Below are 26,075 nucleotides of genomic sequence, written 5' to 3' on the forward strand. Positions count from 1 at the left end.
GAGGTAGTCGACCGGGTCCAGGACGGTGGGCTGACGGGCGTCGAACCCGTCGACACCCGCGAGGACCGTGAGCATCCGTGCGGCGTCGGACACCGTCCGGGTGATCGGACCCAGGTGGTCGATCGTGGCCTCGATCGGGAACGCCCCGGTGTAGGGGACCAGCCCGTGAGTGGGCTTGTGCCCCACCGTCCCGCAGAACGCACTCGGAATCCGGATTGCGGTTCCCCCGAGATCGTGGAGGGTTCTTATGCCGCGTCTCGGGTGAGGGCGGCGTTCTCGTAGTTGATCGGTGAGAGCCCGGCGGCGGCACTGTGTCGCCGCCGGTGGTTGTAGAAGCCGTAACACCAGTCGATGACCGCCGCCCGCGCCCTACTGATGGTGTCGAAGTCGTTGCGGGACAGCACTTCCCACTCCAGGCTGGAGAAGAACGCCTCCGCCGCGGCATTGTCGAAACACGACCCGACCCGGCCCATCGACTGACGGATGTCGAGCCGCCGACACAGAGCGGTGAACGCGCCCGCGGTGTAGGTCGACCCGCGGTCGGTGTGGAAGATCACCCCGGCGATTCGGTCCGCCCCGCCGCGGGCCGCCACCGCCATCCGGATCGCCGCACACGCCAGCTCGGCGTTCGGGTGCAGCCCCGTGGCCGCGCCGAGCAGCCGCCGCGAGTACAGGTCGATCACCGTGGCCAGATACAACTTCCCGGCCGCGGTGGGGATCTCGGTCATGTCCCCGACCCATCTGCGGTTCGGCTCGGCCGCAGTGAAACCCCGACGAAGCAGGTCCGGGAACTTCGGCGCCGTGCGGTCCTGGCGGGTCAGCCCGTTGTGCCGCTTGATCCGGCGGGCGACCAGGCCCTGGCGGCGCATCGAGTCCGCCACGGTCTTCTCCGACACCCGCCATCCGGCCTCACACAGGTCGGCGTGCAGACGGGGTGAGCCGTGTAGCCGCTGGGCGTCGTCGAACGCCACGGCCACGGCGGCGTCCAACGCGCAGCGGCGCTTCTCGGTCGCGGTGGCACCACCGTCGGAACGCGCGGCGCGGTCGAGCCACTTGTACAGCCAGGAGATCGACACCCCCAACAGGGCGCAGGCCAGCGTGTGCGGCACCCGGTGGAAGGTCCTCTGGTCGGCGATGAAACGGGCCACGCTCACTTCGTCGCCTCCTTGACCCACAGGACCACGGATCGCTTGAGGACATCACGCTCCATCCGCAGCTCGGCGTTCTCCGCGCGCAGCCGCTTGAGCTCCTCGACGCCGCCGCGAGACAGGCCCTCGGTGTCCTCGCGGGCCTCTCGTGCACGGGCCACCCAGTTGCCCAGCGTGCCCTCGTTGACCCCCAGGTCACGGGCGACCTGGGCGATCGGCTTGCCCGTCTCCTCCACGACCCGGACCGCTCCGTCACGGAACTCCCGGTCGTAGCGCTTCCGTACCTCTGGCATCGCTACCCCTTATAGCTGATGCCTCCCCGATCATGGGGGAACCGCAGATCGAACCACCCTGATCACCACCCACGGCCAGATCCACCCCACCCGAGGCCACCAGCGCCGCGCTCCCACTCGACGAGCCACCGGCATTACGGCCGGTGTCCCACGGGTTGCGCACCGGCCACGGACGCGAGGTGAAACTCGCACCCGAGAAACACAGGTCCTCACACACCGACTTCCCGGTGATCGTCGCCCCCGCCGCCAGCAGCCGGGGCACCACCGTGGCGTCCCGGGACGGGACGAAACCCTCGACCGTCGCCGACCCGTTGGTCATCGGCACCCCGGCGAGGCAGATGTTGTCCTTCAACGCCACCGTGCGCCCGGCCAGCGGCCCCTCGGCGGCACCCGGCACCGACGTCGTCACATACCAACCACCGAGCGGGTTGTCCGCAGGCTCCGACCAGGCCCGCTGGGGCGTCTGCGGCGCCGAGGCCCGGTAGAGCTCCTCGACCCGGTCGGAAGCAGCCAGCGTCGCCGTGACCGCCGGACCGAACTCCGCCAGCTCGGCCTCGGACAGACCGAACGCGTAGTGCTCGTTCAGCGCCGCCAGCCGGGCGGCATCGGGAGGGGGAATCGCCACGGGCACTCCTTCGATCCGGGTATCAAGGAGGTTGGCCCGTACACACTCACATGTCAACAGATTCTGACGCGTTGACATGATCGTAACGACGCCGAGTACGAGTCGGAGTCAGTCGTGGCGGGGCCGTTGCCAGGCCAGCAACCGTGCGGTGGTGGTCTGCCGCACCGCGTCGTGCTGGTTGAGCGTCCGCTGCTCGACGACGACCCACGCCTGGTCCGGTCGCGACCGGGACCGGCGGATCTCCCGGATCACGATCTCCACCTGCAGGACGTCCCCGGCCCGGGCTGCGCTGGGCCAGGGCACGTCGGCACCCCCGCCGACGATGCCCGTCGCGATGGGCGGCCCGCTGGTGACCACGAGCCGCATGGTGATCGCCGCGGTGTGCCAGCCGCTGGCCACGAGACCGTCGAAGAACGTTCCCGCGGCCGCGTCGGCGTCGGTGTGGAAGGGCTGCGGGTCGAAGTCGCGGGCGAAGGCGACGATCTCCTCGGCGGTCAGCTCGTGGGTGTCGGTGGTGAAGGTGGCGCCCTCGAGGAGGTCGTCGAGCCAGAGGTCGTCGCGGGTCGGGTTCGGCGTGGTCATGGTGAGCCTCCGCTCGGTCGTCGGACGGGGATGGTCGGGGTCAGGTCGCCGGTGCCGACGCCGGGCGGTCGGCCGGTGTGCCCCGCCGCCGCTCGACGACCGTGAGGGCCGTGGCGAAGACCGCCGCGACCAGGGCGGAGGCCACCAGCAGGACCCACCCGCCTCGGAGCGCACCCAGCTCCTCGGGCAGCCCGGTCGTGTGGGTCCCGACGACCGACACCAGCAGCGCGACCCCGAGCACGGAGCCGCCCTGGCGGGCGGTGTTGATGAGGGACGGGCCGGAGCCCCACTGGTGGGCGGGCAGCGCCGACCCCACGAGCGCGGACAGGGTGGGCAGGATGAGCCCGACGCCGAGCCCGGTGAACACCTGACCGGGCAGGACCCCGGCCCAGTAGCCCTGCTCGGTCCCCAGTCGGAGCAGCCACCAGGTCGGACCCGCGGCGAACGCGACGGTCCCGGCGAGCGCCACCGGGCCGGACCCGAACCGTGTGGCGAGCCGGCCGCTGAAGCGGGACACCACGACGACCACGAGCGGGCCGGGCGCCAGTCCGAAGCCGGCGAGCGCCGCGGACCAGCCCCAGGTGCCGGTCAGGAAGAGGACGTTGACGACCAGCATCCCGGCGAACGCAGTGGTGAACGCGGTCATCGTCAGCGCTGCGGTCGCCACGACCGGGACCCGGAGCACGTCGAGCTCGAGGGCCGGGACCGGGTGCCGCCGCGAGCGCAGGACCACCCAGGTGACGCCGGCGACGGCCAGGGCGGCCCCGGACAGGACCGGCACCGACACCCATCCGTCGTCCGGGGCGCGGACCAGCGCGTAGGCCAGCGCGCCGACGCCGACGACGAGTCCGGTCGCGCCGAGCAGGTCCGGGACCCCCACCCGTGCGGTACCGGGCTCGACCAGCACCCGCAGCCCCACGAGCAGCGCGACGACACCGACGGGGACGTTGACCAGGAACACCCAGTGCCAGGAGAGCTCGACCAGCAGGCCGCCCACCGGTGGTCCCAGTGCGGCCGCCACGGCGCCGATCGAGGCCCAGGCGCCGACCGCGTGCGACCGCCGTTCCGGCGGGTAGGCGGCGAGCAGCAGTGACAGCGAGGTCGGCATGACCATCGCCGCCCCGACGGCCTGGACGGCCCGTGCGGCGACCAGCGTCCACACCGTGGGGGCGACCGCGCACAGCGCCGAGGCCACGGTGAACACCGCCAGTCCCACCAGGAACAGCCTGCGGTGGCCGAGCCGGTCGGCCAGGCGCCCGGCGAGCGCCAGGAAGGCGGCGAAGACGACGGTGTAGCCGTTCAGCACCCACGACAGCTGCCCCAGGTCCGATCCGGGGAAGTCCGCCCGGATCGCCGGGAACGCGATGTTGACGATGAACAGGTCGAGGCTCGACAGGAACGCCGCCGCCGAGGTGACCAGCAGCACCGTGGTGGGAGCGGGGCTCGCCGAGGTCGCGGGCATGGGCCGGGAACCCGGACGGCGCTGCCGCCCTGGAGATCGTCTCCGGGCCGTCACCAGCCGTGCGGCGGTGTCGCCGTGCTCGCCGCGGGCTCCCATGACGTCCTCGCACCGGGTGCACGAGGTGACCGGACGGCTCGCTGCCGCTGGTTCGTGGCGGGGGCAGCCGGGCCACGTACGTGATCGGCTCGAGGGCGTTCGCCACGCCCAGGCGGGTCCTGCCTGGACGTGTGTCCGGTCGAGGCGATCGTGTCCGACGACGACCTCGAGGGCGACGACGACCCCTACCTGCTGCTGAACGCGGCCTGGTACGAGGGACGTCGGCCCGTGCCGGTCGCCGGCACCGAGCGCACGACCGTCGCTCCGCCGGCCGGCGGGGGGCCGCTCCGCGTCGCCGTCGTGGGGTCGGGCCCCGCCGCCTGCTACGCGGTGGAGAGCCTCTTCGCCCGCCGGGAGCTCGACGTCCGGGTGTCCATGTTCGAGCGGCTCCCGGTGCCCGGCGGTCTGCTCCGCTACGGCGTCGCCCCCGACCATCCCGGTACCCGTGTCTAACAGATTGAGGTGAATTCATGGAGACCGATCTCTTCGACGCCGACCACGAGGCGTACCGCGAGACCGCCCGAGCATTCGTGCAGCGCGAGGTGATGCCGAATCTCGACCGGTGGGACGAGGCCCGCGAGGTCGATCGGGACACCTGGAAGAAGGCCGGCGCCGCGGGGCTGGTGGGTCTCGCCGTACCCGGGGAGCTGGGCGGTGCCGGGGTGTCGGACTATCGGTTCCGCTACGTGCTCTCGGGGGAGATCGCGAAGGTGGGCGCTTCGGCACTGCAGTCGGCGTTCGGGACGAACGACGACATCGTGCTGGGATACCTGCTCGAGTCGGCGAACGACGCACAACGTGCACGGTGGCTCCCCGGGTTCGCGACCGGGGTGACCGTCGCCGCGATCGCGATGTCGGAGCCCGGCGCCGGCAGCGACCTGCGGGGGATCACCACCTCGGCCCGGCGGGACGGCGACAGCTGGGTGCTCGACGGGTCGAAGACCTTCATCAGCAACGGCGTCACCGCCGATCTGGTGATCGTCGTGGCGAGGACGGATCCGGGCGCGGGGTCGTCCGGCTTCTCACTGTTCGTCGTCGAGCGGGGGATGCCCGGCTTCCGACGCGGACGGAAGCTCGACAAGGTCGGTCTGACCGCGCAGGACACCGCCGAGCTGTTCTTCGACGGCGTCCGGGTCCCGGCCGACAACCTGCTCGGCGAGGAGGGGGGCGGGCTGCGTGCACTGATGCGCAATCTGCCGCGGGAGCGCCTCGGCATCGCCGTCGCCGCCCAGTACTCCGCCGAGGCCGCGTTCGGTTGGACTGTGGACCACGTGAAGCAGCGTGTCGCGTTCGGGCGTCCGCTCGCCCAGCAGCAGAGCGTCGGCTTCACCCTCGCCGACCTGCGGACCCGCGTCGAGGTGACCCGGGCCTACGTCGACCGGTGTGTGCGGGAGTTGAACGCGGGGACGCTGACCGCCGTGGACGCGACCATGGCCAAGCTGTGGGCGACCGAGATGCAGTGGCAGGTCATCGACTCCGGAGTGCAGGTGCACGGCGGATACGGCTACATGAACGAGTACCCCATCGCCCGCGCGTTCCGGGACGCCCGCGTCCAGCGGATCTACGGCGGTGCGAACGAGGTCATGAAGGAGATCATCGGTCGGGACCTGACCCGGCAGTGACGTCGCCCGGACCGTCCCGGCAGGTGTCGCTGCCGGAGGGTTCTCGGCCTCGGGGGCGGGACCGGAGGGCGTCCGGTGGGCCGGTTGGCCCCGGGTCCGGTAGCTGTCGGCAGATACCTGTCGTTCGACAGGTAGTGGTGGTGCGGTCGTTGCGTGGACGAGGACTAGGAGAACCGGCTGTTCGAGCTGGCCGACCGCATCCTGGCGGTCGGCCGGCTCATCCACGCGTCGAAGGAGCCCGCGTTCTCCGGGCAGAGCTGGACCCCGCTGGAGAGCGCGGTCATGCGGGTCGTCGACCGGGAGCCGGGGACCACCGCCGGTGCCGTCGCGCAGGCGACGCGGCTGATCTCCAGCAACACCAGCCGCGCACTGCGTGGCCTCGAGGCCAAAGGGGCTCGTGCGCCGCGAGCCCGATCCGGCCGACGCCCGCCGCGTCCGTCTGTACCCGACCGACCTGGCCGCGGAGAACCTGCGTGTGCTGCGCCGGATCTGGAGCGGACTGCTCGACGGGGTCGGCGACGACCCCGCCGCGATCGACATCCGTCGCGCTGCTGCGGCGGATCGAGACCGAGCTCGGCGGGAGCAGCCGGGCCACACCGCCGGAGGCGACATGACCGACCGCACCGCACTCGTCGTGGGGGCCTCGCGCTCCCTCGGGCTCGCCCTGGCGGGGGAGTTCGCCGATCGGGGGTGGGACGTCGTCGCCACGGTGCGCGGCGACACCTTCGAGGGCCTCGCCGAGCTCGCCGCCCGGACCGGGCGGGTGACCGTCGAGCGCCTGGACATCACCGACGCCGCCGGGATCGCCGCGCTGCGCGAGCGCCTCGGCGGCCGCCGGATCGACCTGCTGTTCGTCAACGCCGGCATCGCCGACGCCGACGTGCCGGCCGCACAGGTGCCGACCGAGGTGTTCGCCGAGGTCATGGTGACCAACGCGCTGAGCCCGATGCGGGTCGTCGCTGGCCTGTCCCCGCTGGTCCCGCCCACCGGCACGATCGGGGTCATGTCCTCGCGGCAGGGCAGCGTCGGGTTCAACACCCGGGGCGGGCACGAGGTGTACCGGGCGAGCAAGGCCGCGCTCAACCAGCTGATGCGCAGCTACGCCGCCCGGACGGTGCAGGACCCGCGCACCTGCTGCTCCTGCACCCGGGCTGGGTGCAGACCGACCTCGGCGGCCCCGGGGCCGGCTGACCGTCGCCGAGAGCGCGCACGGGGTGGCCGACGTGCTGGAGGGCCATGCCCACGACGGTGGCCTGCAGTTCCTCGACCACACCGGCGCGGTCGTGCCGTGGTGACCCGCGCGGGTCCCGCGGTCAGGACAGGTGTGCCACCTCCGGCCGGGACTTGTGGCCGTCGTCGTCGCCGACCTGGCCCTGCGCGCCCCGCGGGTTGCAGTCGGTGCCCCCGGCGACGCCGAGCCTGACCACGACCGACTTCGTCGCCGGCTGGTTGCTCCCGGCCGCCGTGGCGTCGAGCGGGACGAGCGGGTTCGTCTCCGGGTAGAACGCCGCCGCGGTGCCCCGCGGGACGTCGTGGGCGACCAGCCGGAAGTCCGACGCGCAGCGCACGTGCTCGTCGCCGTCCCAGCGCGTGATCAGGTCGACGTGGTCGCCCTCGGCGTAGCCGAGCGCGGCGGATGTCCTCGCGGTGGCAGAACACGACCCCGGCGCCCGCCCTCGATGCCGCGGTAGCGGTCCGAGAGGCCGTAGATCGTGGTGTTGAACTGGTCGTGGCTGCGCAGGGTCTGGAGCAGCAGGTGCCCGTCGGGCACCTCGAGCACCTCGACCCGCGACACCACGAACTCGCCGCGGCCGGACGGGGTCTCGAAGGTCCGCGAGTCCCGGGGCGGGTGCGGCAGAACGAACCCGCCGGGCCGGCGGACGTTCACCTCGTAGCTCTCGCAGCCGGTCACGACGCGCGAGATGTGGTCGCGGATGCGGCGGTAGTCCCCGCGCATCGCGGCCCAGCCGATGCCGTGCCGGTCGCCGAGGGTGGCCTCGGCGATGCCGGTGAGGATCGCGACCTCGGAGCGCAGGTGCGGGCTCGCCGGCGGCAGCGGGCCGCCGATGACCAAGGACGCGATCGCCGGACGGCTGCGTCGGCTGCCCGAGTACGCCGACCGCGCGCACCACGGCGGCTGAGGGCGGACCCGGTGACCGCGGCGCGCCGGGTCGCGGTGCCCGGCACGTTCCCCCGGCCGGTCAGGCGTGGACGGCGACCACCCCGGCCTCGGCCAGCGGTGCGGTCGCCTCGCCGACCGTCGCGAACCCCTCCCCGCGGGTGTCCCCGCGCAGGTGCCGAGCGTGGATGCCCTCGGCGATGACCGCGGCCTTGAGGTAGGCCAGCCCCCGGTGGAACTCCCAGTGGCGCACCGTCCGCCCGGAGGCGACGGCGTAGCGCTCCACCAGCTCCGCGGTCGACGGCATGCGGGAGCTGGTCGAGGCCGCGGACCCGGCCAGCACCGGTGCGAACGTCGGGTCGCCGTAGACGCTGTGCAGCGCCAGGTCCGCCAGGGGGTCGCCGAGCGTGGCCATCTCCCAGTCGACGAGCGCGCGGATCGTGGCCGGGTGCCCGGCGTCGAGGATGGCGTTGTCGATGCGGAAGTCCCCGTGCACGACGGCGTGGTCGCTCTCGGCCGGGCAGGTGTCGTCGAGCAGGCGGTACAGGGTGTCGACGTCGGGGATCTCGCGGGTGGCGACGCGCTGCCACTGGCCGTACCAGCGCTCGACCTGGCGGCGCAGGTACCCGGCGGGGCGGCCCAGCTCGGCGAGCGGACCGGTGGTGACGTCCACGGCGTGCAGTGCGGCGAGGGTCTCGACCAGGGAGAACGCCACCGCGTGCACGGTGGGGTCGTCGAGGGCGGCGAGGTCGTCCTCGCTGCGCACGACGATCCCGTCGACGAAGCCGGTGAGCGCGAACGGCACCCCGAGCACGCTGTCGTCGGCCAGCGCGACGGCCGGGGCGACCGGTACGCCGGTGCCCGCCAGGGCGGCGGTGACCCGGAACTCCCGGCCCATGTCGTGTGCCGACGGCGTCAGCGTGCCCAGCGGGGGGCGCCGCAGGATCCACACGTGGGTGCCGTCGGTGACCCGGTAGGTGAGGTTCGAGCGGCCGCCGGAGACCAGTTCGGCGGTGACCCCGCCGCGGTACCCGTCGACGTTCGCCGTCAGGAAGGTGTCCAGGGCGGCCAGGTCCAGGCCGTCGGGGCCGCATCGGGCCTGTTCCCTGCGGTAGCGGCCCACGGTGCGCTTGGCGATCGACCAGCGGTGGGTCTCCGACGGGCCGTCGTAGATCCGGAACGGGCGCACCTCGCGCAGGAAGCGGCCCAGCAGCACGTCGCCGGACACCCCGCGTCCGCCGTTGAGCTGCAGTGACCGGTCCACGACGCGCCAGACGGCCTCGGCGGTGAAGGTCTTGGCGATCGACACCTGGCTGCCCGCCGGGTTGCCGCGGTCGAGCTCCCAGCAGGCCTGCAGGATCAGCCCGCGCGAGGCGGCGATGTCGATCTCGTTGTCGGCGATCATGGCCTGGGCCATGCCGAGGTCGGCCAGCCGGGACCCGAACACCTCGCGCTCCGAGGCCCACGCCACCGCGATGTCCTGCGCGCGCCGGGCGATCCCCAGCCAGCGCATGCAGTGGGTGAGCCGCGCCGGGCCGAGCCGCACCTGGGCGTAGCGGTAGCCCTGGTCGACCTCGCCGAGCACCGCGTCGTCCGGGACGCGGCAGTCGGAGAACTCGACCTCCAGGTGTCCGCCGAACAGCGACTCGTCGAGCGTCGGGATGTGCCGGCCGACCTTCATCCCGGGGTTGTCGGCGTCGACCAGGAACATCGTCGCGCCGCCGCGGTCACCGGGCTCGCCGGTGGTGCGGGCCATGACGATGGCGAACGCGGCGCCGTCCGCGCCGGTGGTGAACCACTTGCGGCCGTCGATGCGCCAGCCGCCGTCGACCCGGGTGGCCGTGGTGGACAGGGCGTCGGGGTCCGAGCCCGCGCCGGGGGCGGGCTCGGTCATCGCGAAGCAGGACCGGACGTCACCGGCGGCCAGCGGGGCGAGGTAGCGCTCCTTCTGCTCCTCGCTCGCGATCCGCGCCAGCATGTGCACGTTGCCCTCGTCGGGGGCGGCGATGTTGAGCGCGATCGGTCCGAGCAGCGAGTACCCGGCCTCCTCGAACACCGCGGCGCGGGCGCGCATGTCCAGGCCGTGCCCGCCGAGCTCCGGTGACGCGTGCGGGGCGAACACCCCCGCGGCGCGGGCGGCGTCCTGCAGCTGCACCCGGGCCTCCTCGGAGGGCAGGACACCGCCGTGGGTCTCCTCGACCGGGATCACCACCTCCCGGATGAAGCGTGCGGTGCGCTCCGCGAGATCGCGGACGTCCGCGTCCTGGGCGAGGTCGACGGCCATGTCTCCTCCATCGGCTAATGAGTGTTAGCCACCTTCTAGCAGGTTCGAGGCAGGTGAGTACAGCGCAGGGAGCCTCATGTCACAGGTCGGCTATAGACTGCTAGCCGTGCGGGGCGACGAGATCCGGTCGGCGGCGCTGGCGGAGTTCGCCCGTCGCGGCTACGAGGCGACGACGATGGCCGACATCGGCGCGGCGGTCGGCATCCGCGGCCCGAGCCTCTACAAGCACGTCCGCTCCAAGCAGGAGCTGCTCGCCTCGGTCATCGACGCGACCATGCGCGCCCTGCTGGCCGAGCACGACGCCGCGGTCGCCGGGGTCGCCGACCCGGCCGAGCGGCTGCGCCGCGCGGTCGAGGCCCACGTGCGGTTCCACGCCCGCAACCGCCTGGAGGCCTTCGTCGGCAACCGGGAGCTGCGCAGCCTGACCGAGCCGCACCGGTCCGAGGTGCTCGGGCTGCGTGCCGACTACGAGCAGCGCTTCCGCCGTCTGATCACCGGCGGGGTCGAGGCCGGCGTGTTCTCGGTGGCCTCGCCGCAGCTGGCCTCGTACGCGATCCTGGACCAGGGGATGGGCGTCGCGGTGTGGTTCCGCGACGACGCGGGCCCGGCCGAGAACGAGGTCGCCTGGCAGCTCGCGGAGTTCGCGCTGCGCCTCGTCGGAGCCGGGCCCGGGCCGGTCAGGAGCCCGTGAAACGGGGGCGCCTGCGCTCGGCGAGGGCCCGCGTCCCCTCGACCAGGTCGTGGCTGCGCCCGGCTTCGACCACCGAGCGCTGCTCGTCGGCGAGGTGGGTGTGCAGGTCGGACTCGCTGCTGCGGCGCAGCAGCCGGCGCACCGCGCCGAACGCCTGTGTCGGGCCGTCCGCGATCGTCGTCGCGTACTCCCGCGCCACCGCGTCGACCTCGGCGGCGGGCACCATCCGGGTCACCAGGCCCCACTCCAGGGCCTCGGTCGCGGTGAGCCCGATGCCGCCGTAGGCGGTGGTGACTACGGCGTCCTCGGCGACGACGACGTCCGCGGCGCACACCAGTGCCAGGCCCATCCCGGCGGCGGCGCCGTGCACCGCCGCGACCACCGGGGCGTCCATCGTGGACAGGCGTTCGACGGTGGGGTGGAACAGGTCGGTGACCTCGCGCAGGACCCGGGGGAGCTCCTCGGGGGTGCAGCCGGTGAACAGCTCGACGTCGCCGCCGACGCAGAACACCCGGTCCCCGCCGGTGAGCACCACGGCCCGCACCCGGGGTCGGCGGCGACGGCGTCCACGGCCCGGGCGAACTCGGCTCCCAGTGTCCGGTCGACCGCGTTGTGCCGGTCCGGACGGTTCAGCCGCAGGGTGCCGACGCCGTCGGTGACCCGCACGTCGAGGGTGGTGTACGGCGGCGCGGCGGCGGCCCAGCGGGCGGTGTCGGTGAGCTGTTCGAGCCGGGTCAGTCGGCCGCCGGTGACGGTGACGACGTGGGTGAACGCCGCCTCCAGCTCGGCGCCGCCGCGCCGCCCGCGGCCCCGGTAGTGCCCGGAGACCAGGAGCCGGCCGTCGGCGAGCGCGTCGATCCGGTCGGGCTCGGCGCGGGCGGCGAATTGTCGTCCGATGCCGCCCCAGCCGTCGCGCCGCATCGCCTCGGCGCCGCGGTGCTCGCCGCCCACCCCGCCCGGCATCCCCGCGGCGAGCACGCCGACGAAATCGGGGTCGAGGATCGCGTCGAAGGTGTCCCGGTCGCCGTCGGCGAGCGCGGTGTAGGGGCGCCGGACCACGGCCTCGGCGTCGGTCCCGGTCCCGGCGTCGGGGCCGGCCCCGGTGGTGATGGTGGTGGTGTCCACGGTGTGCTCCTCGGTCATCGGCCGTCGAACTTCGAGGCGCGGCGCTCGGTGAACGCGATGACGCCCTCGCGGACGTCGGCCCGCCCCGCACCGGCCGTCATCAGCCGGTACTCGGCGAGCAGGCCGTCGGCGTGGGTGCGGTCGTCGCCGTCGCGCAGCAGCTGCTTGATCCCGCCGTAGGCCCAGGTCGGGCCGTCGGCGAACTCCTCGGCGATGGTCCGGGCGACGGTGTCGACCTCGTCGCCGGGCACGACCCGCGACACCAGCCCCCATTTCAGCGCCTGCTCGGCGCCGACCGGGGTGGAGCGCAGCATGAGCTGCTGGGCGCGGCGCATCCCGACGAGTCGCGGCAGGTACCAGGTGCTGCCGCCGTCGCCGGTCATGCCGAGCTTGGTGAACCCCGTGGCGAGCTTCACGTCGTCGGCGGCGACGACCACGTCGGCACCCCACACCAGTCCCAGCCCGACGCCGCCGACGCCGCCGCGCACGGCCGCGACGACCGGGACCGGCAGCGCGGAGAGCCTGCGCAGCGTCGAGCCGTGCCACGTGTCGATCATCGAGTCCAGCTGGGCGGGCAGGTCGTCCACCCGGCTGCGGAAGAAACCCAGGTCGCCGCCGACGCAGAAGGCCGGACCGGCGGCGGTGAGCAGCACGCTGCGCACGGTCTCGTCGGCCTCGACGGCGCGGACGGCGGCGTCGATCGCCTCCACCATCGCGGGGTCGATCGCGTTGCCCCGGTCCCGGGTCGGCCTGATCTCGGCGAGTCCTCCGGTGACCCGGTGGATGGCCCTGTCCTCGTGCATCGCGTCCTCCCGAACGGCGGCCCCGCGTTGACGTCGAATCTGGCATAAGTTTATTATCGATTCGAATCTGGTCGACGAAAGGGTGCCTGCGATGTCACGTCCGGCTGTCCCCGGACGGGGAGGTCGAGCTGTCCGCCGGCTTCCTGCAGCACCGCGCGAAGGCGAACTGGAAGCTCCTCGCGGAGAACGAGACCGACGGCTACCACCCGCAGTTCGTGCACGCCTCGATCTTCAGCGTCGCGGAGAGCGGGATCGGGGCGCTCTACGGTGAGAAGTCGACCGCGGTGACCCGCGACCTCGGTGGCGGGCACAGCGAGAACGACCTGCGCCCGGAGTTCCGGAGGCTCGGCGTCCCGCTGGGCTGGTTCGGCACGACCGAGGAGAAGGTGCCGCGCTACGCGGCCCGGATGCGGGAGACCTACGGGTCCGACGCCCACGACATCCTGGTCGAGGGCGGACCCCACGTGATGATCTTCCCGAACCTGTTCATCGCCGAGATCCAGCTGTTCACGATCCAGCCGCTGGCCGCGGACCTCACCGTGCAGCACGTCACCGCGGTGCAGCTCAAGGGCGCGCCGGAGATGAACAAGCGGATGCCGCAGCAGTGCATCGGGTCGGTCGGGCCGGCCGGGATGCTGCTGGCCGACGACACCGAGATGTACGAGCGCAACCAGGCAGGCGTCGCCGAGCTGCGCCCAGAGTGGCTCGACATCCGGCGCGGCGCGGAGCGCGAGTACACCGACGAGCGTGGCCTCACCGTCGGCGGGGCCACCGACGAGACCGGTATGCGCGGGTTCTGGACGCACTACCGGCGGTTGATGACGGAGGGCCGATGACCACCACCGAGCCGGCCACCGGGCTCGACCTGCGCACCGTCGAGCAGTTCCTCTACCGCGAGGCGCGCTACGCCGACGAGCACCGTTACTCCGACTGGGAGGCGCTCTGGACCCCGGACGCCCTCTACTGGGTGCCCGCGAACGACGACGACGCCGACCGCACGACCCAGATGTCGATCATCCACGACAACCGCAACCGGATCGCCACCCGGATCCGCCAGTACCGCACGGGGCGCCGGCACTCCCAGGTGCCTGCGTCGCGGCTGCGTCGGGTCGTGTCCAACGTGGAGATACTCGGTACCGTGCCCGAGACCGGGGACACCGAGGTCGGCGCCAACTTCGTGCTCGTCGAGTCCCGCGAGCGCGGCACCCAGCTGTGGGCCGGGCGCTACACCTACCGGCTGCGTGTGGTCGACGGGGAGCTCGCGATGTCCTACAAGAAGGTCGCGCTGGTGGACAACGCCCGCGCGATCGCGACGCTGGCGTTCCTGGTCTGATGGAGATCCGTCCCGATATCGTCGGCAACGAGTTCGCCGAGGTCGCCGTCCGCATCGACGACGAGGCGAACAGCCGGCGGCTGCGCATCGAGGACCTGCGCACCGGCCGGGTCCGCTACCTCCACGCGCTGGAGCTGGAGACGCTGGTGTGGCTGCCCGAGGGACACCTGCACAAGCTCCTCGATCCGTCGGCCGACCGGTGGCGGGAGGACACGTGAGCCCCGACCTCGGCACCGACCCCGGCACCGACCCCGGCACCGACCCCGGCACCGGCCCGGACACCGCACCGGTCCTGTCCCGGATCGAGGAGCGCGCCGACGGGCGCGTCGCCCACCTGACGCTGAACCGGCCGCAGGCCCGCAACGCGATCACCGTCGCGCTGGCCGGCGCCCTGCACGCGTCGCTGGTGGCGGCCGCGGCCGAGGTCGACGTCGTCGTGGTGCGTGGGGCGGGCGGGCACTTCTGCGCGGGCGGGGGCTTCCACGAGGTCTCCCGACTGCGCGAGGACGGCCCGGAGGCGCTGCGACCGCTGTTCGAGACCTTCGTCGGTGCGTGCCAGCTGATCGCGGACCTGCCGATCCCGGTCGTCGCCGCCGTGGAGGGCTACGCGATGGCCGGCGGCTTCGAGCTGGTCCAGTCCGTCGACATCGCGCTCGTCCGCGAGGACGCGGTGCTCGCCGACAACCACGCCAACTTCGGCATGATCCCCGGCGGTGGCGGGTCGCAGCGGCTGCCCCGCATCGTGGGGACCCCACGCGCACTCGGGCACATCCTGCTCGGCGACCGGCTCTCGGGCCGCGACGCCGTCGACTGGGGGATCGCCTACGCCTGCGCCCCGGCCGACGGGTTCGAGGCCCTCGTCGAGAACACCGTCGCCAACCTGCTCGGCGAGGACCCCGGCGCGCTGGCCCGGATCAAGCAGCTCGTGCGCGGCGGGCTGGACGACCCGCTGGGCGACGGCCTGTCCGCCGAGACCGCCGCCACCCTCGCCCACCTGGACGGGGAACGGGCCGGTGCGGGCATCGGCCGCTTCACCGGAAGGACACGCACGTGACCGTCACCGACCAGCTGGTCCTGTTCGACCTCGACGAGGACGGCGTCGGCCGGCTGCGCCTCAACCGCCCCGAGGCCGCCAACGGCATGAACGTGCCGTTCCTGCGCGCGCTCTACGACGCCGTCATGACCGCCACCGGGCAGGCCGGCCTGCGGGTGCTCCTGCTGACCGGCGAGGGCCCGCACTTCTGCGCCGGCGGTGACGTGAAGACCTTCGCCGCCAAGGGTGAGGCGCTCCCGGACTACCTGCGCGAGGCCACCGCCTGGCTGCAGAACGTCGCGCAGGCCCTGCTGGCGCTGCCCGTCCCGGTGGTCACGGCGGTGCACGGGTTCGCCGCGGGCGGCGGGGGACTGGGCCTGGTGTGTGCCTCCGACATCGTGCTCGCCGGGGAGTCGGCGAAGTTCATGTCGGGCGCCGCGCGGGTCGCCATGGCACCCGACGCGGGCTCGTCGGTGACGCTGCCCCAGCTCGTCGGGCTGCGCAAGGCGATGGAGATCCTGCTGCTCAACCCCACGCTGACCGCCGCCGAGGCCGTCGAGATCGGGCTGATCACCCGGGTGGTCGCCGACGACGCGCTGCACGACGAGGCGCTCGCCGTCGCCCGCACCCTGGCCGCCGGCGCGCCGCGTGCGCTCGGTGCCGTCAAGCGGCTGGTCTGGTCCGGGCTCGGCGCCCGGGTCGAGGCCCAGCTGCCGGAGGAGGCCCGCACGGTCTCCGAGCTGTCCGGCACCGCGGACGCCCGCGAGGGGCTCGCCGCCGTGCTCGAACGGCGCCGGCCCCGGTTCACCGGCCGCTGACGCGGCCGTCCACCCCCACTACGAAGGAGTTCGGCAGGCATGGCAGGAGTCGAGGGACGCGTCGTCGCGATCACCGGGGCGGGCAACGGCCTGGGCCGCGAGTACGCGCTGGTGCTGGCGCGGGCGGGCGCGAAGGTCGTCGTCAACGACCTCGGTGGGTCGCGGGACGGCCGCGGCAGCGGATCGAGCGCCGCGGAAGCCGTCGTCGCCGAGATCCGTGCCGAGGGTGGCGAGGCCACGGCGAACCACGACAGCGTGGCCACGTCCGAGGGCGGCGCCGCGGTCGTCACGACCGCGCTGGAGGCCTACGGCCGCATCGACGGCGTCGTGGCGAACGCCGGCATCCTGCGGGACAGGTCGTTCCACTCGATGACCGACGACGACTGGGACGCCGTGCAGCGCGTGCACCTCTACGGCGCCTACCACGTGACCCACGCGGCCTGGCCGCACCTGCGCGAGCAGGGCCACGGCCGGGTCGTCGTCGCCACCTCGACCTCGGGGATCTACGGCAACTTCGGGCAGGCCAACTACGGCGCCGCCAAGGGCGGGCTGATCGGGCTCATCAACACCCTGGCCATCGAGGGCCGCAAGCGCGGCATCACCGCGAACGCGATCGCGCCGATGGCGGCGACCCGGATGACCTCCGACATCGCGCCGCCGGAGGTGCTCGCGAAGCTCGACCCGGCGCACGTCGCCCCGGTCGTCGGCTACCTGCTGACCGACGAGTGCACCGAGACCGGCAGCGTCCTGGTCGTCGGTGGCGGCGAGGTTCACCGCGTCGCGCAGTTCCGCAGCAAGGGCGTGACCTTCGCGGAGGTCCCGACCATCGACCAGGTCGGTGACCGGTTCGCCGAGATCGTCGACCTCGACGGTGCCGTCGTCGGCACGACCCCGGTCGGGTGAGGCGGCCGTGACCGTCACCGACAGCACGTCCCCCGAGGCCACGGACGCCACGGACGCCACGGAGGCCTCGGACGCCGCGGCCACCGTCGCCTGCCTGCGCCGGACCTTCGAGTCCGGCCGGACCCGGCCGCTCGCCTGGCGGCGCCGCCAGCTGCACGGCATCGAGCGGCTGGTCGCCGAGCGCGAGCCGGACATCGCCGCCGCGCTCGCGCAGGACCTGGGCCGCCCCGCGCCCTACGCCTGGCTCGGCGACATCGCCTCCACCGCGGCCGAGGCCGCCTATGCCCGCAAGCACCTCAAGCGCTGGATGCGCCGGCGACGGACGTCGCTGCCGCTGTCCATGCTGCCCGGCCGCGGCTTCTACCAGTACGAGCCGCTGGGCACGGTGCTGGTCATCGGGCCGTGGAACTACCCGGTCTACCTGACGCTCGGCCTGCTGGTGGCCGCGGTCGCGGCCGGCAACACCGCGGTGGTCAAGCCGTCCGAGCACGCCCCGGCCACCTCCGCGCTGATGGCCCGGCTGATCCCGGAGTACCTGGACCCGGACGCGGTCGCCGTGCTGGAGGGCGACGCCGCGGTCACCCAGGCCCTGCTCGCGCAGGGCCTGGACCTGGCGTTCTTCACCGGCGGCCCGGGGATCGGCAAGAAGGTGATGGCCGCCGCGGCCGAGCACCTGACGCCGGTGGTGCTGGAGCTGGGCGGCAAGAGCCCGGTGATCGTGACCACCGATGCCGACATCGACGTCGCGGCCCGCCGGATCGCCTGGGTGAAGCTGCTGAACTCCGGCCAGACCTGCATCGCACCGGACTACGTGTTGGTCGAGGAGTCGGTGCGGGACCGCCTGGTCGCGGGGATCGTCGCGACCGTGCGGGAGTTCCGCGCGGGGGAGCCCGCCACCCAGCCGATCGTCGACGACCGGCAGTTCGCCCGGATCGCGGGCCTGCTCGACGACCACGGCGGGACCGTCGCGCTCGGCGGTGGCACCGACGCGGCCTCGCACGCGATCGAGCCGACCGTGCTGGTCGACCCGTCGCCGGACTCGGCGGTGATGGCCGACGAGATCTTCGGCCCGATCCTGCCGGTGCTCACCGTGCGCTCCGTCGACGAGGCGCTGCGCTTCGTCAACGACCGCCCGAAGCCGCTGGGCCTGTACCTGTTCACCGGGTCCAAGGCGGTCAAGGAGCGGGTGCTCACCGGGACGAGCTCGGGCGGCGTGGTGGTCAACCACCTGGCCATGCACTGCCTCGTCCCGCAGCTGCCCTTCGGCGGTGTGGGCAACAGCGGGATGGGCGCCTACCACGGCGAGTGGGGCTTCCACGCGTTCAGCCACCGCAAGGCGGTGCTGGACAAGCCGGCCAAGCCGGACCCGTCGCTGATGTACCCGCCCTACACCGACCGGAAGATGGCCCTGCTGCGGAGGTTCTTCTGACCCGGATCCCCGTCGAGCCCGTGCACGTCGGCGGGGTCGGTACGCCGATGGTCCTGCTGCACGGCGCGACGTCGTCGTGGCGGGCCTGGCGGCCGGTCCTGCCGGCGCTGAAGCGCCACCACCACGTCGTCGCGCCCACGCTGGCGGGGCACCACGGCGGCCCGGTGCTGTCGGTGGCCCCCGAGAATGTGGTGCCCGCGATCGTCGACGCCGTCGAGGTCGCGCTGGACGAGGCCGGCATCGACCGGGCCCACCTGGTGGGCAACTCGCTCGGCGGGTGGGTCGCGCTGGAGCTGGCCCGCCGCGGCCGGTCGCGGTCGGTCGTCGCGCTGTCCCCGGCCGGGGCGTGGGCGACACCGGCGGACCTCGACCGGCTGCTGCGGCTGTTCCGCATCGGCGGGCGGATCGGGCGGCTGCCGGGCACGGGTGCGGTGCTGCGGCCGCGTGCGGTGCGCCGCCTGCTGCTGCGGGCGGTCTCCGAGCACCCGGAGGTGCTGTCGCAGGCCGACGTCGGGGAGCTGGTCGAGGACCTGGCGGGCTGCGCGGTGCTGGCCGACCTGCTCGCCGGGGCCCCGGACTCGGGTGGGCTCGCCCCGTTCACGCCGGAGGGCCCGGTGATGATCGCCTGGGGGGAGCGGGACCGGATCCTGCCCTTCCCACGCTACGGCCGTCCGATGGTCGAGGCCGTCCGCGGCGCGCAGCTGGTCCGGGTGCCGGTGGTGGGACACGTGCCGATGGCCGACGCCCCGGCCCTGGTCTCGTCGCTGATCACCCGGTTCACGGCGCGGGTCGACCGCGACGCGGACCCGGCCGAGCACTGACGACCCTGAAGGACCCCCGACGACCCCGAGCGACGCCGGACGACACCGGCCGGTGGGCACCGCCACCGAGGCGCCCACCGGCCGGCCCGGGCTCAGATCTCGGGGTCCGGGACCAGCCCGGCGGCGACGGCGCCGGTGATGCCGCCGTCGGCGGTGATCGTCGAGCCGTTGAGCCAGCGCGAGCCGCGCGACGCCAGGAACACCACGGTGGTGCGATGTCGTCGACGACCTGCCCCGCACCGAGACCGGCAAGCTGGTCAAGGGCGAGCTGAAGAAGCGCTACGCCTGACCCCGTGCCCCCCGGTGCCGTGGCGTCCCGCGTCGTGGCACCGGGAGGGAGGTCACGGCCGCAGCGCGTGTAGCACCATCGACTGGGCGACCGTGATCGTCCGGTCGATGTCGCCCCGCTGCGGGTCCCACCACTCGACCGTCCAGTTCAGCGAGCCTATGACGAGCATGCGGCCGATGGACGGTTCCACGTCGTGCCGCAGCTGCCCGGTGGCGCGCAGGTCCTCGACCAGTCCGCGCCAGATGTCGTGGAACTCCCCGATGTGCACGCGGGCACGGGCCGACAGGTGCTCGGGCAGCTGGTTGGCGTTGCGGACGACCGCCCGGGCGTAGTCGGACAGCTGCAGCTCGTGCCGGAGCTGCGCCTCCACCGCCGCGGCGATCCGCTCGGCGGGTGGGGTGTCCGGCGGCAGTGCCTCGAGGACCTGGGACAGGTGGTCGCGCAGCGAGATCGCGCCCGTCGCGACGACGTCCTCGATCAGGTCCTCACGGGACGGGTAGTAGTAGTAGATCGCCGGCGCCTGGATCTGCGCGGCCTTCGCGATGTCGGACAGCCGGGTCCCCGCGAAGCCCTTCTCGCTCAGGACCCGCGCCGCGGCGTCCAGCAGGCGGGCACGGGTGCGAGCCGACTTGGTGTCGGTCGCGTCGGTGTCGTCGGTGGCGGCTGGGGCCACCGCGTTCGTCCTGCGGGCCACCGGACCAGGATAGGCGGACCGGGGGTCACCAGCCGGACACCTGCCCGGCCGTGTCGCTGGTACGCGGGGGTCCGGGTGCCGGCGACCTCTGCTCAGGAGCGGTACCGGGAGGCGATGTCCCGCCCGATGATCTCCTTCATGATCTCGGTCGTGCCGCCGTAGATCGTCTGGATGCGACGGTCGGCGTAGGCCCGCGCGACAGACGCAGGTCAACGATCCGGCGTCGTGCACCGAGGGCTTCGTCGTCGACCGGCGTCCGCCGAACGACAGCTCGCCGGCCCGGCCGCCGAGCGACGTGCGCTGCAAGGACGCCGACCCGCTCAAGGCGGCCCGTGGCGGCAAAGCCTACGCCTGCCCGCCCGGCGCGCCGGTCCCCGGCGGTCGGGGCCCGGGGCGCCCGGTCCTGCGGCCTGGACTTCCAGAGCCCCGAGGAGGCCGAGGCCGCGCGTCGGGCGGCGATCGACACCCAGATGGAGGCCGCCGGTACGCCAGACCACGAGCACCGCGGACAACCTGCTGCGTTCGGACAGGCTGCCCAGCAGCGGCCCGAACACCGACCCGGAGGAGAACCAGCCCTGTGCCCCGGGGGAGCAGGGCTACCTGCCCTCCGACGCCGTCGCGCTGGACGGGATCTTCCTGCCGCCGGGCAGCACTACCCCGGTCGTCGACGGGAACCAGGTCCCGTCGACGGACACCGGGTGGCAGGGCATCGTGCTGGACCCGCTCGGCGCCACCGCTCCGGCCGGAGCGGGCGGACGAGCGCCCCGGCCGAGGTCCCCGAGGTCGCCGCCGTCGACACGCTCGACACGGACTGCACTGCGCCCCGGCGGCGACGCCTGCCCGCGGGAGCGCTGCTGCCGGCCGGACTGGTCGTGGTCGTGGCGGTGCTGGTCACCGTGCTGGCCGTCCGGCGGGCACCGGCAGCGGGAGACGACGAGCCGGCCCTGGTGGCCGCCCGCCAGACGGTGACCGACCTGCTCACCATCGGCCCGGCGGCCGCGCAGGACACCCTCGCGCGACTCACCGCCGGATCGACGGGGGAGTTCGCGTGCCAGCTCGCGGGCCGGTCCGCCGGCTTCGTCGGCGCGATCCGGGACGCCGAGGTCACCTCGACCGGATCGGTCGTCGCGGCCGGTGTCGCCGAGCACGGGCCGGGGCGGGCGGTGGTGCTCGTGTCCGCGAACTCGACGGTGCGCAACACCCAGTCCCCCAGGGTGAACCCCGCCGGTACCGGACTCGACTGACCGTGCAGGAGGAGGACGGACGATGGCTGGTCTCCCGACTGGAGTTCGTGCCGTGAGGCCGGTCGGCGACGACGGCGGGTCCGTCCCACCGGATCGACGAGCGGACCGGCGTGGGCACCGGGGACACCGAGGACCGGGGCGCGACCGGCGGCGCCGCCCACCCGGCTCGATCCCGGCGGCGCATGCTGGTCATCGGGTTGACCGCCGTGGCGGCGGTGCTGGCCGTCGTCGCGGGGGTGCCCGGGGCGATGCTCGCCTCGGGTGGCGCCGAGGAGGGGACCCGGGCCGACGTGCTGGCCGCGACCACGACGCAGCTGCAGACCCTGCTGTCCTACGACGGCACCAAGCTCGACGCGGCCGCCAGGGTCGTCGACGAGGCGACGACCGGTAGCTTCCACGACGACTACGAGCGGCTCTTCGACGAGTCGGTCCGCCCGAACGCGGAGCGGTTGAAGGCACGCACGCTGGCCCGCGTGGTCGGGGCAGCGTGGATCGGTTCCGAGGGCGGCGACGCGAAGGTGCTCGCCTTCGTCAACCGGAGCACGACGACCGACCAGGGGGAGCGGGTGGACACCGTGGCGGCGACCCTGACGATGCGCGAGGTCGACGGCCGATGGCTGATCGCCGGTCTGGACCAGGCGTGACGGCGGGCGAGCGGACGGACCGCACCGAGGCGGCCACCGGGTCCACCACGGGGCCCGACACCACGGCGTCCCACACGGGGCGGCGGGGCCTCCTGCTCCCGGCGGCAGCCGTCCTGCTGCTCCTGCTGGCCCTCACTGGTGCGGTCCTCGTCGGACTGGGCTGGGTGTCCACCAGCCGCGCCGAGGCCGACCGGCGGGAGATCACCGACGTGTCGACCCGCGTCGTGAACGACTTCATCAGCATCGGTGGCGACAACGCCCGCCGGCGCAGCGAGGACCTGTTCGCCGTCGCCGCGGAGCCGTTCCGCACCGAGCTCGGCCGCTTCTCCGAGGTGTTCGGGAAGATCCTGGTGGAGGGGAAGGTGTCGACCGAGGGACGCATCGACGCCGTCGGGATCGAGCGGGCCGACGACGACACCGCCGTCGTGCTGGTCAGCGCGAGCACCACCGTCCGCAACTCCGAGATCCCCGACGGTGCGAAGCGGGACTTCCGGATGCTGCTGACGCTCGCCCACCAGGAGGGCTCGTGGAAGGTCTCGACCGTGGAGGTCGCACCGTGAGGGTCCCGCTCCCCGGCCTGCGCGCCGTGACGACGACGGCAGGCGTGCTCGCCGTGGCGGCCGTCGTGGTCCACCTGGTCGTCGTCCGTCCGGCCCAGCAGATCGAGCAGGCCAGGACCGACGGGCTCGCCGCCGCCCGGACCCTCACCGAGCAGGTCCTCAGCTACCGGCCCGCGTCCCGGGACGCCGACCTCGCACGGGCCCGCGGGCTCGTCACCGGCGACTTCGGCCGCCAGTTCGGCACCGTCCTCGACTCGGTCGTGGGCCCGGCGCTGGACCGCGGGGTCGGTACCCGCACGACGGTGACCGGGCCGGTGTCGTCGACGCCCAGCCCGACCGGGTCACCACCCTGCTCTACCTGACCCAGGACGCCAGCCGCGGGTCCGACGACAAGCGGACCACCGTCGGCCGTGCCGAGGTGATCGTCGAGTTCGTCGACGGGCGCTGGTTGGTGTCGGACCTGCGAAACTTCCAGTACGCGAACTGCGAGTCGAGAGGCCACGAGATGACGGGCGTCGAGGTGAAGGTCGAAGGGCTGACGAAGTCCTTCGGTCCGGCCAACATCTGGTCGGACGTGACACTGACCCTGCCCGCGGGCGAGGTGTCGGTGCTGCTGGGCCCGTCGGGTACCGGCAAGTCGGTGTTCCTGAAGTCGCTGATCGGGCTGCTGAAGCCCGAGCGGGGATCGATCGTCATCGAGGGTGTGGATCTGTGCAAGTGCTCGGAGTCCGAGCTGTACGAGATCCGGAAGCTGTTCGGGGTGCTGTTCCAGGACGGTGCGTTGTTCGGGTCGATGAACCTGTTCGACAACATCGCGTTCCCGTTGCGGGAGCACACGCGCAAGTCGGAGTCGGCGATCCGGGACATCGTCATGGAGAAGATCGACATGGTCGGTCTGGTGGGTGCGGAGGGGAAGCTGCCGGGGGAGATCTCGGGTGGTATGCGCAAGCGTGCGGGGTTGGCGCGGGCGTTGGTGCTGGATCCGAAGATCATTCTGTTCGATGAGCCGGACTCGGGTCTGGATCCGGTGCGGACGGCGTACCTGAACCAGTTGATCATCGATCTGAACGCGATGACGGACTCGACGTTCCTGATCGTGACCCATGACATCAACTCGGCGCAGACGGTGCCGGACAACATCGGTCTGCTGTATCGCAAGCATCTGGCGATGTTCGGTCCGCGGGAGGTGTTGTTGACCTCGGACGAGCCGGTGGTGGCGCAGTTCCTGAACGGTCGTCGTGAGGGTCCGATCGGGATGTCGGAGGAGAAGGACGCCGCGCAGGCCGCCCGGGAGATGGAGGAGGCGGGTGAGCTGGAGGGTCGTCCGCCGATGAAGCCGCAGCTGGTGGCCTCGACGGGGATGCCGGACCGGAAGGCGGTCCACCGTCGCCGGGAGCGCGTCGAGGCGATGCTGCACGAGCTGCCGCAGTCGGCGCAGGAGGCGATCCGCGAGCAGCACGCCGAGACCGACGCCACCGCGCAGCTCGCCGCGCCGTCGCGGGACGGCAGCACCCGGCAGGAGGCGCGGGCGGGAGCGGGCGGCGACGACTCGCCCACCGACGTGCAGCCGCAGGTGCGGGGCTGAGGCGGGTCGTTCCCGGCCCGACGTCGTGGCGCCCGCGCCGGGTGGGTCCCACCCGACGCGGGCGGACCGCGCTCAGGGGGACAGCACGATCAGCGGGCAGTCCGCCGACGGGTGCGCCAGCACCGTCGCGGTGACGCCGTAGACCGCGGCGATCCGCTCCGGGGTCAGTACCTGCGCGGGTGTCCCCGTGGCCACGGCCCGGCCGGCGTCGAGCAGGCACAGCCGGTCGCAGTAGCGCGCGGCCAGGTTCAGGTCGTGCAGGGCCACCAGCGTGGGCAGGCCCAGCTCGCGCACCAGCGTCAGCAGCTCCAGCTGGTGGCGGACGTCGAGGTGGTTGGTCGGCTCGTCCATCACCAGCAGCGCCGGGCGCCCGACCAGCGCCCGCGCGACCAGTGCGCGCTGCCGCTCGCCGCCGGACAACGTGGCGAAGCGTCGTCCGGCGAGGCGGGAGAGTTCCAGCAGCTCCAGGGCGGCGGCGACCAGGGCGTCGTCGACCGGGTCGTCGGCGGCGAGCGGGCGCTTGTGCGGCGAGCGCCCCATCGCGACGACCTCGCGCACGGTCAGCGGGAAGTCCGAGGGCATGTCCTGCAGGACCACGCCGACCCGCTGGGCCACCCACCGCGCCGGGGCCCGCCGCACGTCGGTCCCCTCGACCAGGACCGTCCCCGACGACGGCACCCCGACCCGGTAGACGGTGCGCAGCAGCGAGGACTTGCCGCTGCCGTTCGGGCCGAGCAGCCCGACCACCTCGCCCGGGCCGACGGTCAGCGAGACCCCGGCGACCAGCGTGGCCGTCCCGGCGACGACGTGCACGTCGTCGATCTCCAGGGGGGTCACCGCGCACCCTCCCGGCGCCCGTCGCGGCGCAGCAGCCACACGAAGAACGGGCCGCCGACCAGCGCCGTGACGATCCCGACCGGCAGCTCCTCGGGGATGACGACGGTCCGCGCGACCAGGTCGGCCAGCACCGTGAACAGTGCGCCGACCAGCACCGCGACCGGCAGGCCCCGCCGGTGACCGGACCCGACGAGGAACCGGACGACGTGCGGCAGCATCAGCCCCACGAAGCCGATCACCCCGCTCACCGCGACCGTCACCCCGACCAGCACGGCGACGACGACGAACATCGCCTGCCGGAACCGGTGCACGTCCAGCCCGAGGGCGCCCGCGCTCTCGTCGCCGGCCAGCAGCAGGTCCAGGTCACGCGCCCGCGACACGAGCACCACGACCCCGGCGCCGAGGACGACCGCCGGTACCACCAGCACGTCCCAGCGGGCGGCGCCGAACCCGCCGAGGGTCCAGAACAGCACCTGCGACGCCAGCGTGGGGCTGGGCGCGGTCAGCACCAGCAGGCTGGTCAGCGCCGACAGCACCGACCCGACCGCGACACCGCCGAGGATCAGCCGCAGGACGGTGATCCGCCCGCCGGAGCGGGCGATGACCAGCACCACGGCGAGGGTCAGCAGTGCCCCGGCGAACGCGGCCACGTTCAGCGTGAGCGCGCCCGCGCCGAGCAGCCCGAACCGCATCACGACCACCGCGCCCGTCGCCGCGCCGGCGGAGACGCCGATGACGCCCGGCCCGGCCAGCGGGTTGCGCACCACGGCCTGCAGCACCATCCCGGCCACCGTCAGCGCCGCGCCGACCAGCCCGGCGAGCAGCACCCGGGGCAACCGGGTGTCGGCGATGATCAGGTCGTCGGCCCGGGACCAGTCCGGGTCGGGCACCCAGGCGGTGCCGCCGACCCGGTGGGCGAGGATCCGCCAGGTCACCGACCAGGGAACGTGCACCGAGCCCGTGGTGAGCGCGAGGCCGGCGGCGAGCACCAGCAGCACCGCCAGGACGGCGACCGCCGTCGCCGTCGGCACCCGG

Annotated in this window: 30 protein-coding genes and 3 pseudogenes; 17 read left to right on the top strand and 16 right to left on the bottom strand. The window is 73.4% G+C overall.

The genetic code is table 11. The features are described from left to right. Nucleotides 1-9: 9 nt before the first annotated feature. The 6 genes and pseudogenes from XF36_RS35090 to XF36_RS03300 form a co-directional block, all read right to left on the bottom strand. A pseudogene (locus XF36_RS35090) lies at nucleotides 10-345 on the bottom strand (amidase family protein); the annotation flags it as partial. Further along, nucleotides 246-1,154, bottom strand: coding sequence for an IS3 family transposase (locus XF36_RS03280; RefSeq protein ID WP_060710839.1), 909 nt, complete (start codon nucleotides 1,152-1,154; stop codon nucleotides 246-248). The pseudogene XF36_RS35090 and the gene XF36_RS03280, both read right to left, overlap by 100 nt. Beyond that, complete coding sequence (locus XF36_RS03285; RefSeq protein ID WP_060710840.1) at nucleotides 1,151-1,441, bottom strand: transposase; 291 nt, start codon at nucleotides 1,439-1,441, stop codon at nucleotides 1,151-1,153. The genes XF36_RS03280 and XF36_RS03285 overlap by 4 nt, the downstream gene beginning before the upstream one ends. Continuing rightward, nucleotides 1,401-2,066: an amidase family protein gene (locus XF36_RS29930; protein ID WP_349675529.1), complete on the bottom strand. Its 666-nt coding sequence runs from the start codon at nucleotides 2,064-2,066 to the stop codon at nucleotides 1,401-1,403. The genes XF36_RS03285 and XF36_RS29930 overlap by 41 nt, the downstream gene beginning before the upstream one ends. A 108-nt stretch (nucleotides 2,067-2,174) precedes the next feature. After that, nucleotides 2,175-2,648, bottom strand: a complete 474-nt coding sequence (locus tag XF36_RS03295) for a MaoC/PaaZ C-terminal domain-containing protein (RefSeq protein WP_060710842.1) — start codon at nucleotides 2,646-2,648, stop codon at nucleotides 2,175-2,177. 40 nt (nucleotides 2,649-2,688) lie between these two features. Further along, a complete protein-coding gene (locus tag XF36_RS03300) occupies nucleotides 2,689-4,110 on the bottom strand; it encodes a DHA2 family efflux MFS transporter permease subunit (RefSeq protein WP_060710843.1) in 1,422 nt (473 codons plus the stop codon). A 246-nt stretch (nucleotides 4,111-4,356) separates the two neighbouring features. Between XF36_RS03300 and XF36_RS03305 the strand changes: the two genes are divergently transcribed. Both XF36_RS03305 and XF36_RS03310 read left to right on the top strand, forming a co-directional pair. After that, nucleotides 4,357-4,659, top strand: a complete 303-nt coding sequence (locus XF36_RS03305; RefSeq protein ID WP_145981239.1) for an NAD(P)-binding protein — start codon at nucleotides 4,357-4,359, stop codon at nucleotides 4,657-4,659. Between the two features lie 17 nt (nucleotides 4,660-4,676). Continuing rightward, nucleotides 4,677-5,828, top strand: a complete 1,152-nt coding sequence (locus XF36_RS03310; protein ID WP_060710845.1) for an acyl-CoA dehydrogenase family protein — start codon at nucleotides 4,677-4,679, stop codon at nucleotides 5,826-5,828. A 164-nt stretch (nucleotides 5,829-5,992) separates the two neighbouring features. On the opposite strand, the gene XF36_RS33625 is transcribed toward XF36_RS03310, so the two are convergent. Further along, nucleotides 5,993-6,187: a hypothetical protein gene (locus XF36_RS33625; protein WP_060710846.1), complete on the bottom strand. Its 195-nt coding sequence runs from the start codon at nucleotides 6,185-6,187 to the stop codon at nucleotides 5,993-5,995. Nucleotides 6,188-6,201: 14 nt separating this feature from the next. Between XF36_RS33625 and XF36_RS03320 the strand changes: the two genes are divergently transcribed. After that, entirely contained in the window at nucleotides 6,202-7,251 is a 1,050-nt protein-coding gene (locus tag XF36_RS03320) for an SDR family oxidoreductase (RefSeq protein WP_349675530.1), read from the top strand. Between the two features lie 171 nt (nucleotides 7,252-7,422). Here the strand turns inward: XF36_RS03320 and XF36_RS33145 are convergent, their stop codons facing one another. Together XF36_RS33145 and XF36_RS33630 are read right to left on the bottom strand one after the other, a co-directional pair. After that, nucleotides 7,423-7,902: a hypothetical protein gene (locus XF36_RS33145; protein ID WP_060710848.1), complete on the bottom strand. Its 480-nt coding sequence runs from the start codon at nucleotides 7,900-7,902 to the stop codon at nucleotides 7,423-7,425. Between the two features lie 127 nt (nucleotides 7,903-8,029). Further along, nucleotides 8,030-10,231: a phosphotransferase gene (locus XF36_RS33630; RefSeq protein WP_238589088.1), complete on the bottom strand. Its 2,202-nt coding sequence runs from the start codon at nucleotides 10,229-10,231 to the stop codon at nucleotides 8,030-8,032. Nucleotides 10,232-10,337: 106 nt separating this feature from the next. Here XF36_RS33630 and XF36_RS03340 point away from each other — a divergent pair, with 106 nt between their 5' ends. Continuing rightward, nucleotides 10,338-10,922, top strand: coding sequence for a TetR/AcrR family transcriptional regulator (locus XF36_RS03340; protein ID WP_238589089.1), 585 nt, complete (start codon nucleotides 10,338-10,340; stop codon nucleotides 10,920-10,922). Here the strand turns inward: XF36_RS03340 and XF36_RS32125 are convergent. From XF36_RS32125 to XF36_RS32130, 3 genes and pseudogenes are all read right to left on the bottom strand, one after another. Further along, entirely contained in the window at nucleotides 10,909-11,466 is a 558-nt protein-coding gene (locus XF36_RS32125; RefSeq protein WP_349675531.1) for an enoyl-CoA hydratase-related protein, read from the bottom strand. The two genes, XF36_RS03340 and XF36_RS32125, sit on opposite strands and share 14 nt — an antisense overlap. 245 nt (nucleotides 11,467-11,711) lie before the next feature. Further along, a pseudogene (locus tag XF36_RS33635) lies at nucleotides 11,712-12,065 on the bottom strand (nuclear transport factor 2 family protein); the annotation flags it as partial. Then, nucleotides 12,062-12,850, bottom strand: a complete 789-nt coding sequence (locus tag XF36_RS32130; protein WP_060710852.1) for an enoyl-CoA hydratase/isomerase family protein — start codon at nucleotides 12,848-12,850, stop codon at nucleotides 12,062-12,064. The gene XF36_RS32130 and the pseudogene XF36_RS33635, both read right to left, overlap by 4 nt. A gap of 143 nt (nucleotides 12,851-12,993) precedes the next feature. On the opposite strand from XF36_RS32130, the gene XF36_RS03360 reads away from it, so the two are divergent. Genes XF36_RS03360 through XF36_RS03395 form a run of 8 tightly spaced genes read left to right on the top strand, consistent with a single transcriptional unit; the run spans nucleotide 12,994 to nucleotide 19,187 of the window. Then, nucleotides 12,994-13,686 carry an RHO alpha subunit C-terminal catalytic domain-containing protein gene (locus XF36_RS03360; protein ID WP_238589272.1) on the top strand — a complete coding sequence of 231 codons (693 nt, stop codon included), beginning with the start codon at nucleotides 12,994-12,996 and terminating at the stop codon, nucleotides 13,684-13,686. Next, nucleotides 13,683-14,183, top strand: coding sequence for an aromatic-ring-hydroxylating dioxygenase subunit beta (locus XF36_RS03365; protein ID WP_060710853.1), 501 nt, complete (start codon nucleotides 13,683-13,685; stop codon nucleotides 14,181-14,183). The genes XF36_RS03360 and XF36_RS03365 overlap by 4 nt, the downstream gene beginning before the upstream one ends. Then, on the top strand, nucleotides 14,183-14,401 hold the full coding sequence (locus XF36_RS03370) for a hypothetical protein (RefSeq protein WP_193393998.1): 219 nt from the start codon (nucleotides 14,183-14,185) through the stop codon (nucleotides 14,399-14,401). The genes XF36_RS03365 and XF36_RS03370 overlap by 1 nt, the downstream gene beginning before the upstream one ends. Beyond that, complete coding sequence (locus XF36_RS03375) at nucleotides 14,398-15,237, top strand: enoyl-CoA hydratase/isomerase family protein (RefSeq protein ID WP_238589091.1); 840 nt, start codon at nucleotides 14,398-14,400, stop codon at nucleotides 15,235-15,237. Before XF36_RS03370 ends, XF36_RS03375 begins: the two co-directional genes overlap by 4 nt. Next, entirely contained in the window at nucleotides 15,234-16,034 is an 801-nt protein-coding gene (locus tag XF36_RS03380) for an enoyl-CoA hydratase/isomerase family protein (RefSeq protein WP_060710854.1), read from the top strand. Before XF36_RS03375 ends, XF36_RS03380 begins: the two co-directional genes overlap by 4 nt. A 39-nt stretch (nucleotides 16,035-16,073) precedes the next feature. Next, the gene (locus XF36_RS03385; protein ID WP_060710855.1) at nucleotides 16,074-16,937 is read left to right on the top strand and encodes an SDR family NAD(P)-dependent oxidoreductase; all 864 of its coding nucleotides are present in this window, start codon (nucleotides 16,074-16,076) and stop codon (nucleotides 16,935-16,937) included. A gap of 7 nt (nucleotides 16,938-16,944) precedes the next feature. After that, the gene (locus tag XF36_RS03390; RefSeq protein WP_082375733.1) at nucleotides 16,945-18,366 is read left to right on the top strand and encodes an aldehyde dehydrogenase family protein; all 1,422 of its coding nucleotides are present in this window, start codon (nucleotides 16,945-16,947) and stop codon (nucleotides 18,364-18,366) included. Nucleotides 18,367-18,386: 20 nt separating this feature from the next. After that, nucleotides 18,387-19,187 (top strand): alpha/beta fold hydrolase, encoded by an 801-nt coding sequence (locus tag XF36_RS03395; RefSeq protein ID WP_238589092.1) that lies wholly within the window; start codon nucleotides 18,387-18,389, stop codon nucleotides 19,185-19,187. Nucleotides 19,188-19,528: 341 nt separating this feature from the next. On the opposite strand, the gene XF36_RS03400 is transcribed toward XF36_RS03395, so the two are convergent. Together XF36_RS03400 and XF36_RS35435 are read right to left on the bottom strand one after the other, a co-directional pair. After that, nucleotides 19,529-20,170, bottom strand: coding sequence for a TetR/AcrR family transcriptional regulator (locus XF36_RS03400; RefSeq protein ID WP_060710856.1), 642 nt, complete (start codon nucleotides 20,168-20,170; stop codon nucleotides 19,529-19,531). A 92-nt stretch (nucleotides 20,171-20,262) separates the two neighbouring features. Beyond that, a pseudogene (locus XF36_RS35435) lies at nucleotides 20,263-20,370 on the bottom strand (acyl-CoA dehydrogenase family protein); the annotation flags it as partial. A 498-nt stretch (nucleotides 20,371-20,868) separates the two neighbouring features. On the opposite strand from XF36_RS35435, the gene XF36_RS03405 reads away from it, so the two are divergent. The 5 genes from XF36_RS03405 (at nucleotide 20,869) to XF36_RS03425 (ending at nucleotide 24,203) form a co-directional block, all read left to right on the top strand. Beyond that, complete coding sequence (locus XF36_RS03405) at nucleotides 20,869-21,414, top strand: hypothetical protein (protein WP_060710857.1); 546 nt, start codon at nucleotides 20,869-20,871, stop codon at nucleotides 21,412-21,414. 110 nt (nucleotides 21,415-21,524) lie between these two features. Continuing rightward, a complete protein-coding gene (locus XF36_RS03410; protein WP_060710858.1) occupies nucleotides 21,525-22,058 on the top strand; it encodes a hypothetical protein in 534 nt (177 codons plus the stop codon). Continuing rightward, the gene (locus XF36_RS03415) at nucleotides 22,055-22,618 is read left to right on the top strand and encodes a hypothetical protein (protein ID WP_060710859.1); all 564 of its coding nucleotides are present in this window, start codon (nucleotides 22,055-22,057) and stop codon (nucleotides 22,616-22,618) included. Before XF36_RS03410 ends, XF36_RS03415 begins: the two co-directional genes overlap by 4 nt. Next, nucleotides 22,615-22,980: a hypothetical protein gene (locus tag XF36_RS03420; RefSeq protein ID WP_145981241.1), complete on the top strand. Its 366-nt coding sequence runs from the start codon at nucleotides 22,615-22,617 to the stop codon at nucleotides 22,978-22,980. The genes XF36_RS03415 and XF36_RS03420 overlap by 4 nt, the downstream gene beginning before the upstream one ends. Nucleotides 22,981-23,123: 143 nt before the next feature. Next, complete coding sequence (locus tag XF36_RS03425; protein WP_060714377.1) at nucleotides 23,124-24,203, top strand: ABC transporter ATP-binding protein; 1,080 nt, start codon at nucleotides 23,124-23,126, stop codon at nucleotides 24,201-24,203. Nucleotides 24,204-24,275: 72 nt separating this feature from the next. Here XF36_RS03425 and XF36_RS03430 read toward each other — a convergent pair whose 3' ends face one another. Further along, entirely contained in the window at nucleotides 24,276-25,040 is a 765-nt protein-coding gene (locus tag XF36_RS03430) for an ABC transporter ATP-binding protein (RefSeq protein WP_060710861.1), read from the bottom strand. Continuing rightward, nucleotides 25,037-26,071, bottom strand: coding sequence for a FecCD family ABC transporter permease (locus XF36_RS03435; RefSeq protein WP_202968472.1), 1,035 nt, complete (start codon nucleotides 26,069-26,071; stop codon nucleotides 25,037-25,039). Before XF36_RS03435 ends, XF36_RS03430 begins: the two co-directional genes overlap by 4 nt. Nucleotides 26,072-26,075 lie beyond the last annotated feature (4 nt).

Origin of the sequence: Pseudonocardia sp. HH130629-09 (genome assembly GCF_001294645.1) — a bacterium.
GTDB lineage: Bacteria > Actinomycetota > Actinomycetes > Mycobacteriales > Pseudonocardiaceae > Pseudonocardia.

What these genes read in the sequence shown, in the direction of transcription:
- XF36_RS03285 (WP_060710840.1), bottom strand. Translation starts at nt 1,441, where the DNA reads ATGCCAGAGGTACGGAAGCGCTACGACCGGGAGTTCCGTGACGGAGCG.
- XF36_RS03295 (WP_060710842.1), bottom strand. Translation starts at nt 2,648, where the DNA reads ATGACCACGCCGAACCCGACCCGCGACGACCTCTGGCTCGACGACCTC.
- XF36_RS03300 (WP_060710843.1), bottom strand. Translation starts at nt 4,110, where the DNA reads ATGCCCGCGACCTCGGCGAGCCCCGCTCCCACCACGGTGCTGCTGGTC.
- XF36_RS03310 (WP_060710845.1), top strand. Translation starts at nt 4,677, where the DNA reads ATGGAGACCGATCTCTTCGACGCCGACCACGAGGCGTACCGCGAGACC.
- XF36_RS33630 (WP_238589088.1), bottom strand. Translation starts at nt 10,231, where the DNA reads ATGGCCGTCGACCTCGCCCAGGACGCGGACGTCCGCGATCTCGCGGAG.
- XF36_RS32130 (WP_060710852.1), bottom strand. Translation starts at nt 12,850, where the DNA reads ATGCACGAGGACAGGGCCATCCACCGGGTCACCGGAGGACTCGCCGAG.
- XF36_RS03365 (WP_060710853.1), top strand. Translation starts at nt 13,683, where the DNA reads ATGACCACCACCGAGCCGGCCACCGGGCTCGACCTGCGCACCGTCGAG.
- XF36_RS03370 (WP_193393998.1), top strand. Translation starts at nt 14,183, where the DNA reads ATGGAGATCCGTCCCGATATCGTCGGCAACGAGTTCGCCGAGGTCGCC.
- XF36_RS03385 (WP_060710855.1), top strand. Translation starts at nt 16,074, where the DNA reads ATGGCAGGAGTCGAGGGACGCGTCGTCGCGATCACCGGGGCGGGCAAC.
- XF36_RS03425 (WP_060714377.1), top strand. Translation starts at nt 23,124, where the DNA reads ATGACGGGCGTCGAGGTGAAGGTCGAAGGGCTGACGAAGTCCTTCGGT.